The organism is Kribbella sp. NPDC048837, from assembly GCF_055586945.1.
The window spans coordinates 1-5,691 of record NZ_JBVJHF010000028.1 but is presented as its reverse complement, the minus strand read 5'-3'; the positions used below and the strand labels follow the sequence as shown (position 1 = coordinate 5,691).

Below are 5,691 nucleotides of genomic sequence, written 5' to 3'. Positions count from 1 at the left end.
TGTTAAGGGCCACCCCAGTGGGGTGGCCCTTAACAGTGTGAATGTCCGGCGGCGTCCTACTCTCCCACGACCTCCCGGTCGCAGTACCATCGGCGCTGTCGAGCTTAACTTCCAGGTTCGGAATGGAGACTGGGTGTTTCCCCGACGCTATGGCCACCGAAACTCTATCAAAATATCAACCAACCACCTTGCTTCAGTCACAAACCCCGCGGGGGGTTTGGTGTGCTGGGGTTGACCGTATTTCGGGAACCGTACAGTGAACGCGAGACATCTCGTTACATATAGCGCAGCTTGAAAGTCTGTTTCCACATCGAGTGTGGTGTGTGACAAGCCCTCGGCCTATTAGTACCAGTCAGCTCCACACATTGCTGTGCTTCCACTTCTGGCCTATCAACCCAGTGGTCTACTGGGGGCCTTACCCGGTTAACCCGGTGGGAGACCTCATCTTGAAGCGTGCTTCCCGCTTAGATGCTTTCAGCGGTTATCACTCCCGAACGTAGCCAACCAGCCGTGCTCCTGGCGGAACAACTGGCACACCAGAGGTTCGTCCACCCCGGTCCTCTCGTACTAGGGGCAGCCCTTCTCAAGTCTCCTGCGCGCGCAGCGGATAGGGACCGAACTGTCTCACGACGTTCTAAACCCAGCTCGCGTGCCGCTTTAATGGGCGAACAGCCCAACCCTTGGGACCTACTCCAGCCCCAGGATGCGACGAGCCGACATCGAGGTGCCAAACCATCCCGTCGATATGGACTCTTGGGGAAGATCAGCCTGTTATCCCCGGGGTACCTTTTATCCGTTGAGCGACGGTGCTCCCACATGCCACCGCCGGATCACTAGTTCCGACTTTCGTCCCTGCTCGACATGTCTGTCTCACAGTCAAGCTCCCTTGTGCACTTACACTCGACACCTGATTGCCAACCAGGCTGAGGGAACCTTTGAGCGCCTCCGTTACCTTTTAGGAGGCGACCGCCCCAGTCAAACTACCCACCAGGCACTGTCCCTGATCCGGATAACGGACCAAAGTTAGACAGCCAGAACAACCAGAGTGGTATTTCAACGATGACTCCACCCGAACTGGCGTCCGAGCTTCACAGCCTCCCACCTATCCTACACAAGTTGTACCGACCACCAATACCAAGTTGTAGTAAAGGTCCCGGGGTCTTTCCGTCCTGCTGCGCGTAACGAGCATCTTTACTCGTAATGCAATTTCGCCGAGTCCACGGTTGAGACAGCGCCCAAGTCGTTACGCCATTCGTGCAGGTCGGAACTTACCCGACAAGGAATTTCGCTACCTTAGGATGGTTATAGTTACCACCGCCGTTTACTGGCGCTTAAGTTCAAAGCTTCGCCGGCCGAAACCGACTAACCTGTCCCCTTAACGTTCCAGCACCGGGCAGGCGTCAGTCCGTATACATCGAATTACTTCTTCGCACGGACCTGTGTTTTTAGTAAACAGTCGCTTGGGCCTGGTCTCTGCGGCCATCACCGCGTCCCTCAGCAAGTGAGGTAACGGATCCGGCCCCCCTTCTCCCGAAGTTACGGGGGCATTTTGCCGAGTTCCTTAACCATGGTTCACTCGATCGCCTTGGTATTCTCTACCTGATCACCTGTGTCGGTTTGGGGTACGGGCGGCTCTAACACTCACTGCGAAGTTTTTCTCGGCAGCATGGGATCATCCACTTCCCCTAAACGGGTCCGCCTCGGCTCTCAGGCTATGTGAGACACGGATTTGCCTATGCCTCGCCCTACCACCTTGCCCGCGGATCAGCTTGCGCCTACCATCGCCGCGGTTGGACTACCCTCCTGCGTCACTCCTCAATGCACCTACTACCACCTCGGGTCGACAACGCCACTCATCCGTCCGAAGACATCAAAGCATTGTTGACTTAGCATCAGCAGGTTCGGTCGGGTCGTGTTAATGCCGGTACGGGAATATCAACCCGTTGTCCATCGACTACGCCTGTCGGCCTCGCCTTAGGTCCCGACTTACCCAGGGCAGATTAGCTTGACCCTGGAACCCTTGATCATCCGGCGGACGGGTTTCTCACCCGTCATTCGCTACTCATGCCTGCATTCTCACTCGTGCAGCATCCACAACTCCATCACTAGGCTGCTTCACACGCTGCACGACGCTCCCCTACCCATCCACACACCTGGATGACATCCGAAGACATCACCGAGTACTAGTATGAATGCCACAGCTTCGGCGGATTGCTTGAGCCCCGCTACATTGTCGGCGCGGAATCACTTGACCAGTGAGCTATTACGCACTCTTTCAAGGGTGGCTGCTTCTAAGCCAACCTCCTGGTTGTCTGGGCAACTCCACATCCTTTTCCACTTAGCAATCGCTTAGGGGCCTTAGCTGGTGATCTGGGCTGTTTCCCTCTCGACTACGGAGCTTATCCCCCGCAGTCTCACTGCCGCGCTCTCACTTACCGGCATTCGGAGTTTGGCTGATTTCGGTAAGCCGGTAAGCCCCCTAGACCATCCAGTGCTCTACCTCCGGTAAGAAACACGCGACGCTGCACCTATATGCATTTCGGGGAGAACCAGCTATCACGGAGTTTGATTGGCCTTTCACCCCTATCCACAGGTCATCCCCCAGGTTTTCAACCCTGGTGGGTTCGGTCCTCCACGCGGTCTTACCCACGCTTCAACCTGCCCATGGATAGATCACTCCGCTTCGGGTCTAGAGCATGCGACTAAAGCGCCCTATTCAGACTCGCTTTCGCTACGGCTACCCCACACGGGTTAACCTCGCCACACACCACTAACTCGCAGGCTCATTCTTCAAAAGGCACGCCGTCACACCCACAAGGAGCGCTCCGACGGATTGTAGGCAATCGGTTTCAGGTACTATTTCACTCCCCTCCCGGGGTACTTTTCATCTTTCCCTCACGGTACTAGTCCGCTATCGGTCACCAAGAAGTATTTAGGCTTAGCGGGTGGTCCCGCCAGATTCACACGGGATTTCAAGAGTCCCGTGCTACTTGGGAAAACACTCGAGAGTCACTGTCTTACGCCTACAGGGCTATAACCCACTACGGCTCAACATTCCAGAAGATTCGACTTCAACAGCGATTTATAACTCTCTGACACCACGGCATTAGTGTCTGAATGCTCCCACAACCCCATATACGCAACGCACGCCGGCTATCACACGCACATGGTTTAGCCTCATCCGCTTTCGCTCGCCACTACTCACGGAATCACTATTGTTTTCTCTTCCTGCGGGTACTGAGATGTTTCACTTCCCCGCGTTCCCTCCAGAACCCTATGTGTTCAGGCACTGGTAACTGGCTTTAGAATGCCAGCTGGGTTTCCCCATTCGGACACCCCCGGATCACAGCTCGGTTGCCAACTCCCCGGGGCTTATCGCAGGCTCCAACGTCCTTCATCGGCTCTTGGTACCAAGACATCCACCGATTGCCCTTAGTAGCTTGTCACAAAACAAAACATGCAAAATCGCTACAAAGAGATGCTCGCGTCCACTATACAGTTCTCAAAATACGGGCAGGAACACCAGCCCATGTCCATCACCTGCCAGGTAAGCGTTCCGCCCAGGGAAACAAAACACCCGGTCAACAACACTCACACCAACGGTTTGATGAGAGCCGGCCCCAGCCACCCACCACACTCCAACTCACAAGAGTCCAGTGTGATTGTGACCCAGAAAAACCAGTACAGATCTCCGATGAGACCCGGCCCGATTCCTCAGGACCCAACAGCGCGCCTCGGCCCATCACTCACACCCAACTCACGTTCCACACTCACGAGGAGTAGTACTAGCTTGATCGGTGTGCGATCCAGGCCTAATGGTCAATGTTCCACATTCCGAAGCACCATCGCCCTAGAACGGATGTCTAGGAAACGATGAATGGGCACACACTCAAATGAGTGGGTGCCGAATGCTCCTTAGAAAGGAGGTGATCCAGCCGCACCTTCCGGTACGGCTACCTTGTTACGACTTCGTCCTAATCGCCAGCCCCACCTTCGACGGCTCCCTCCACAAGGGTTAGGCCACCGGCTTCGGGTGTTGCCGACTTTCATGACGTGACGGGCGGTGTGTACAAGGCCCGGGAACGTATTCACCGCAGCGTTGCTGATCTGCGATTACTAGCGACTCCGACTTCATGGGGTCGAGTTGCAGACCCCAATCCGAACTGAGACCGGCTTTTTGGGATTCGCTCCACTTTGCAGTTTCGCAGCCCTTTGTACCGGCCATTGTAGCATGCGTGAAGCCCTGGACATAAGGGGCATGATGACTTGACGTCATCCCCACCTTCCTCCGAGTTGACCCCGGCAGTCTCCTATGAGTCCCCACCATAACGTGCTGGCAACATAGGACGAGGGTTGCGCTCGTTGCGGGACTTAACCCAACATCTCACGACACGAGCTGACGACAGCCATGCACCACCTGTATAGGACCCTTACGGACCCCGCATCTCTGCGAGATTTCCCTATATGTCAAACCCAGGTAAGGTTCTTCGCGTTGCATCGAATTAATCCGCATGCTCCGCCGCTTGTGCGGGCCCCCGTCAATTCCTTTGAGTTTTAGCCTTGCGGCCGTACTCCCCAGGCGGGGCGCTTAATGCGTTAGCTGCGGCACGGAGGACGTGGAATGTCCCCCACACCTAGCGCCCAACGTTTACGGCGTGGACTACCAGGGTATCTAATCCTGTTCGCTACCCACGCTTTCGCTCCTCAGCGTCAGGTAAGGCCCAGAGAGCCGCCTTCGCCACCGGTGTTCTTCCTGATATCTGCGCATTCCACCGCTACACCAGGAGTTCCGCTCTCCCCTGCCTACCTCTAGTCTGCCCGTATCGGAAGCAGGCTCGGAGTTAAGCTCCGAGTTTTCACTCCCGACGTGACGGACCGCCTACGAGCCCTTTACGCCCAATAATTCCGGACAACGCTCGGACCCTACGTATTACCGCGGCTGCTGGCACGTAGTTGGCCGGTCCTTCTTCTGCAGGTACCGTCACTCTCGCTTCGTCCCTGCTGAAAGAGGTTTACAACCCGAAGGCCGTCATCCCTCACGCGGCGTTGCTGCGTCAGACTTTCGTCCATTGCGCAATATTCCCCACTGCTGCCTCCCGTAGGAGTCTGGGCCGTGTCTCAGTCCCAGTGTGGCCGGTCGCCCTCTCAGGCCGGCTACCCGTCGAAGCCTTGGTAGGCCATTACCCCACCAACAAGCTGATAGGCCGCGAGCCCATCCCCAACCGCCAGAACTTTCAACCCCTCACCATGAAGCAAGAAGTCATATCCGGTATTAGACCCCGTTTCCGAGGCTTATCCCAAAGTTGAGGGTAGGTTGCTCACGTGTTACTCACCCGTTCGCCGCTCGTGTACCCCCGAAGGGGCCTTACCGCTCGACTTGCATGTGTTAAGCACGCCGCCAGCGTTCGTCCTGAGCCAGGATCAAACTCTCCGTTGAAAAATATAGACAAACCAGCCAAAGCTGGCGAGTCAACAACTTGAGCGATCCTTTGAATCAGAAACAAATCAAACTGACTTGAATCCAGAAATATTTCAAAGGAATCCGACACAGAACACAGACAACCCACCACCCAAAATCTCGAAGAGACCCAGGTAGAAAAGATCGCCCAATGCCTATGTACGGGGTTAATGCAATTTCGGCATTGACTTTCGGCACGCTGTTGAGTTCTCAAGAATCGGACGCACACCGCG

The 5,691-nt window shown here is 55.7% G+C and carries 3 rRNA genes; all 3 read right to left on the bottom strand.

Annotated elements, in window-relative coordinates:
* Positions 1-43 precede the first annotated feature (43 nt).
* Positions 44-161, bottom strand: a 5S ribosomal RNA gene (rrf, locus tag ACZ6O0_RS44415).
* A 161-nt stretch (positions 162-322) separates the two neighbouring features.
* Positions 323-3,446 (bottom strand): 23S ribosomal RNA (locus ACZ6O0_RS44410).
* Positions 3,447-3,919: 473 nt separating this feature from the next.
* A 16S ribosomal RNA gene (locus ACZ6O0_RS44405) occupies positions 3,920-5,437 on the bottom strand.
* The 16S, 23S and 5S rRNA genes sit together here, the layout of an rRNA operon.
* Between the last annotated feature and the right edge of the window lie 254 nt (positions 5,438-5,691).